We start from the raw sequence: 4,474 nt of genomic DNA, 5'->3' as shown, positions 1-4,474 counted from the left end.
TCCCTGCAGGCTCCATGGGCCCCAAAGTGCAGGCCGCCACCGGTTTTGTGTCCAAGTCCGGCAAGAAGGCGCTCATAGGCTCACTGACCCAAATCGAGGAGATGCTGGCGGGCCGGGCCGGTACCGAGGTCAGCCCCCACGGAGACACCGCGGACTAAGACCCGGTTATTACAGCCAATGCGTGGAGCGCAGCAAATCGATTGGCCTGCGCCTGGAAGCCCCACCGTCCGTCGCGAATCCATCCACATTGACCCGCATCAACATGCGGCTCCCAAAAATCGCCACCATGGATGACGTTTCAACTCACATGAGGCATTCACCATGTTCAAGCGAATCCTGATTCCTGTGGATGGCAGCGACACTTCCAACAAGGCCCTTGTCGCCGGCCTGGCGATGGCGCGCGAGACCAGTGCCAGCGTACGGCTGCTGCACGCCTTCAATGAGGCAGCTTATCTGGGCGGAGTCGACCCCTATGGCACCTGGTCGGCTGATCTGGTTGGCATGATGCGCGAGAGCGGCGCCAAGGTCCTGACGGATGCCACGGCCATCGCCGAATCGGCCGGGGTCACGGCAAGCCAGGTGCTTTGTGATGAACCGGGCAAGCGCCTGGGAGAGTCGGTGGCAGAGGCGGCCAGGCTCTGGGGCGCCGATCTCATCGTGGTCGGCTCCCACGGCCGACGCGGCCTGGGGCGGGTGCTGCTGGGCAGTGGCGCCGAGCAGATCCTGAGGCTGGCGCCGGTGCCTGTTCTGGTCGTCCGCGATTCACCGTCAGCGCAGGCTTAAACGAAAAATAGCTGCAAGGCATGAAAAACGTGCGCGAATAGCTATCAAAACAATAGCACTCCTCGGAGCGGAATATCGTCGCCATGTCGACCACGCGCCAGGCCGGGCGTCAGCTTTCATTTGACGCGCTGGCGGCCTGCCGTTGTTGTTCTCTGTCTGCCAGCAAGTCGACAAAGGCACGGACCTTCGCGGGACGAAAGCGCGCGGCCGGAAACACGGCATGGATGCCGCCAGAAGGCAGGCGCCATTGCGGCAGGACCTGTATGAGACGGCCGGCCGCAAGATCACCCGCTACCGCATAGTCCGGCAGCACCGAAAGCCCCGCGCCGTGGAACACGGCTTCGCGCACGGCAAGCGTGGCGTCGAGAAAAATCGAGGCCTGCACGCTAACGGCCTGGCGCTCACCCTCGTTGAGCGAGAAATTCCATGTCAGGTGGTCGCGAAGAGCGGTGTTGGCGATGAAGGGMAGGCCGGCGATCTCTTGCGGGGCGGTCAGCCGCGCCAATTGCGGCTTCATGGCCGGCGACGCCACGAGCAGTTGCCGGAAAGAACCAATTTTTCGCGCCTGCAGGCTGGTTTCAGCAAGCCAGCCGACACGTATCGCCAGTTCGATGTTGCCCGACATGAGGTCCAGCGTCTGGTCGGTGAGGACGGCATCGACCTTGCACGCGGAGTAGCGCCGGGTAAAGGCGGCGATGGCAGGCACCACCACGCCGACACCATAGTCGAAAGGCGCGGTGAGCCGCAGCATGCCGGACGGCTCCGCCGAGGTTTCGGCCAGGTCGTCGAAGGCGTCCCCGGCCTCGCGCAGAATCAGTGCGCAACGCAGGTAGAAGGCTTGCCCCAGTTCGGTGGGCTGCACCTTGCGTGTGGTGCGGACGAGCAGCGATGTCCGGAATTCACGCTCCAGCCGCGCAACCTGCTGGCTGACCACGGCCTTGGTGATCCCCAGGCGATCCGCAGCCGCGGTGAAGGAGCCGGTTTCCACCACCGCCGCAAAGTAGGCCAGGCGCCTCAGGTTTCCCAGTCCGCCGAGGCCGCCCTCGTCTTGATTGTTTGCTTTAAACATACATTGTGTTTATCAGAGATGTATTTAACAGTCAATGGATAGTGCCTACGATCACAGCCAGTGAGCAAAAAACCCATGACCAAAACCCTCCATTACCTGTTCGACCCGCTGTGCGGCTGGTGCTACGGCGCCATGCCGGCGCTCTCCGCATTGGCTGAAACTCCCGCTGTCCGCATCGAACTGCTGCCGACCGGGCTGTTCGCGGGCGAGGGCGCACGGCCCATGAACAGTGACTTCGCCGCCTATGCCTGGTCCAACGACCAGCGCATCGAGCGCCTGACGGGGCAAGGCTTCAGCGAGCAGTATCGCGAGCGGGTTCTCGGTGACCACCAACGGCTGTTTGACAGCGGCCCCGCCACGCTGGCGCTCACGGCCGTGTCATTGACGGCACCGGCTCGGGAACTGGAAGCCCTCAAGGCGATCCAGACTGCACGCTATGTGGATGGCCAGGACACGACCTCGCTGGAAACGCTGGCCGCCCTTCTGCAAGGGCTGGGGCTTGAGCAGGCCGCCGCAATGGTGGACAAGCCTGATGAAGATCTTCTCTCGGCCAACCGGGCCCGCATGGATCGCGCCCAGGCCTTGATGCGGGAGTTCGGCGCACACGGCGTGCCTACGCTGGTAGCCGAATCCGGCGCGCAGCGCTGGGTCTTGAATAACGCCGATTTTTATTCCAACCCGAGCGCGCTGGCAGGCGAGCTCGAGGCTGCTTGAGCCCGGCACCGCCTCCACCCCCACAACCCATTTCAGTTAACTGTTCAAGAAGAAGGAAAAACCATGACAACACGAAGAGAAGCAATCAAAACTGTAGCCGGCGCGGCTGTCGCGACGGCCATCTTAGGAGTGAAAAGCGCTATGGCTGCAAATACCAACCTGACCTGGAAACACTTTCCCGCCGGCGAACACGGATTCTTCCGTGCCCCGGTGCTGATCTCCGGCGAACGCGAGGCTGTCCTCATCGACGGGGGCTTTACGCTTCCCGACGGCAAGGCATTGGCCGAGGCCATCAAGGCCACCGGCAAAAAGCTCACGACCATCTACATCAGCCAGAGCGATCCCGACTACTACTTCAGCCTGGCGCCCATCAAGGCGGCGTTTCCCGACGCCAAGGTGATTGCGGCACCGGCCACGATCACGGCCATCAAGGGCAACGTGGAAAAGAAACTGGCAACCTGGGGCCCCCAGCTCAAGGAGAACGGCCCACAGGCGCTGGCGGACATCGTGATGCCCGAAGCCTTCGACGGCCGGTCGCTCACGCTGGAAGGCCAGACCMTCGAAATCGCCGATGCCGATGGCTTGGCCAACCGCCGCTACATCTGGGTGCCTTCGCTGAACGCCATCTTCGGCGGCGTGCTGCTGTTCTCCGGTGTTCACGTGTGGACCGCCGACACGCAGGGCGCCGAGGGCCGTGCCACATGGGTGAAGGCGCTTGACGCCATGGCCGCGCGCAAACCCGCGGTGGTGGTCCCCGGCCACATGGCGGTCACGGCGGCGGTGGACGCAAGCGCGATCAAATACACGCGCGACTACCTCGTGGCTTTCGAGGAAGAGCTGGCCAAGGCCGCGGACAGCGCCGCCCTCATCGCGGCGATGACCAAGCGTTATCCGAACGCCGGCATGGGCGTGGCCCTGCAGATCGGCGCCAAAGTCGCCAAGGGCGAGATGAAGTGGGGTTGAGGCCATGATGTCGAATATCGACATCGTCCGTGCCCACTACGCGGCGTCGGCCCAGGGAAACATCCAGGAGATGATGGCCCATGTCTCGCCCCAGGTACGCTGGACCGAGATGGCAGGCTTCCCCTGCGCGGGCACCTGGGTCGGGCCTCAAGCGGTTGTCGACAACGTCTTTGCCGTGCTGGGCAGGGACTGGATCGGCTATCGCTTCGAACTGCAAAGCCTCATCGACGGTGGTGACCACATCCTCGGGGTGGGGACCTACCACGGCACTTACCGCGCCACGGGAAAGGACATGCAGGCCCGTGTGGCCCATGTCTGGCACCTGCGGGACGGGAAGGTCGTGGCCTTTGAGCAGTTCACGGACACGCTGCTAGTCCGTCAGGCGATGAGCTGATCATCCGGACGCCTGCAAACGAAAAGCCCACTCTCCTCTCGAAGAGTGGGCCTCCATCGACAAAGACTGTTCGTATTTAGAACGGGATATCGTCGTCCATGTCGTCAAAGCCGCTGGCGGCCTTGGCTGCCGGGGCGGGCCGCGGTGCGGCGGCCTGTGGACGTGCCGCAGGTGCGGACTGGCGCGGCGCTTCATAACCGCCGCCGTCATCACCGCCGGGGCCGCCCATGCCCTGACGGCTGCCCAGCATCTGCATCTGGTCGGCACGGATTTCGGTGGTGTACTTTTCCTGGCCGTCCTTGTCGGTCCACTTGCGCGTGCGCAGGCTGCCTTCGACATAGACCTGCGAGCCTTTGCGCAGGTACTGGCCAACGATTTCAGCCAGACGGCCGTTGAACACCACGCGGTGCCATTCGGTGGCCTCCTTCATTTCACCCGTCTGCTTGTCCTTCCACTTGTCAGTGGTGGCAATGGTGACGTTGGCGACCTGGTCACCGCTGGGGAAGCTGCGCATTTCGGGGTCCCGGCCCAGATTGCCGACGACGATAACT

6 protein-coding genes and 1 pseudogene are annotated in these 4,474 nt (G+C 63.4%); 5 read left to right on the top strand and 2 right to left on the bottom strand.

Translation table 11 applies throughout. The features are described from left to right. Positions 1–158 (top strand): annotated as a pseudogene (locus AC1D1P_RS15150) (carbamate kinase); the annotation flags it as partial. 163 nt (positions 159–321) lie between these two features. Then, positions 322–783: a universal stress protein gene (locus AC1D1P_RS15145; protein ID WP_477668813.1), complete on the top strand. Its 462-nt coding sequence runs from the start codon at positions 322–324 to the stop codon at positions 781–783. 109 nt (positions 784–892) lie between these two features. Here AC1D1P_RS15145 and AC1D1P_RS15140 read toward each other — a convergent pair whose 3' ends face one another. After that, the gene (locus AC1D1P_RS15140; RefSeq protein WP_477668814.1) at positions 893–1,852 is read right to left on the bottom strand and encodes a LysR family transcriptional regulator; all 960 of its coding nucleotides are present in this window, start codon (positions 1,850–1,852) and stop codon (positions 893–895) included. Between the two features lie 75 nt (positions 1,853–1,927). Here AC1D1P_RS15140 and AC1D1P_RS15135 point away from each other — a divergent pair, with 75 nt between their 5' ends. The 3 genes from AC1D1P_RS15135 to AC1D1P_RS15125 all read left to right on the top strand — a co-directional run bounded on the left by AC1D1P_RS15135 (position 1,928) and on the right by AC1D1P_RS15125 (position 3,923). Continuing rightward, positions 1,928–2,566, top strand: a complete 639-nt coding sequence (locus AC1D1P_RS15135) for a DsbA family protein (RefSeq protein WP_477668815.1) — start codon at positions 1,928–1,930, stop codon at positions 2,564–2,566. Positions 2,567–2,629: 63 nt separating this feature from the next. Further along, positions 2,630–3,529, top strand: a complete 900-nt coding sequence (locus AC1D1P_RS15130) for an MBL fold metallo-hydrolase (RefSeq protein WP_477673552.1) — start codon at positions 2,630–2,632, stop codon at positions 3,527–3,529. A 4-nt stretch (positions 3,530–3,533) separates the two neighbouring features. After that, positions 3,534–3,923 carry a nuclear transport factor 2 family protein gene (locus AC1D1P_RS15125; RefSeq protein WP_477668817.1) on the top strand — a complete coding sequence of 130 codons (390 nt, stop codon included), beginning with the start codon at positions 3,534–3,536 and terminating at the stop codon, positions 3,921–3,923. A 76-nt stretch (positions 3,924–3,999) separates the two neighbouring features. On the opposite strand, the gene ssb is transcribed toward AC1D1P_RS15125, so the two are convergent. Next, on the bottom strand, positions 4,000–4,474 hold a 475-nt coding region (gene ssb, locus AC1D1P_RS15120), incomplete at its 5' end, for a single-stranded DNA-binding protein (protein ID WP_477673551.1).

It is taken from the genome of Polaromonas sp. P1_E1_2, from assembly GCF_056406035.1.
Note: the sequence above shows the minus strand (reverse complement) of the source record. Positions and strands in the feature narration are given on the sequence as shown.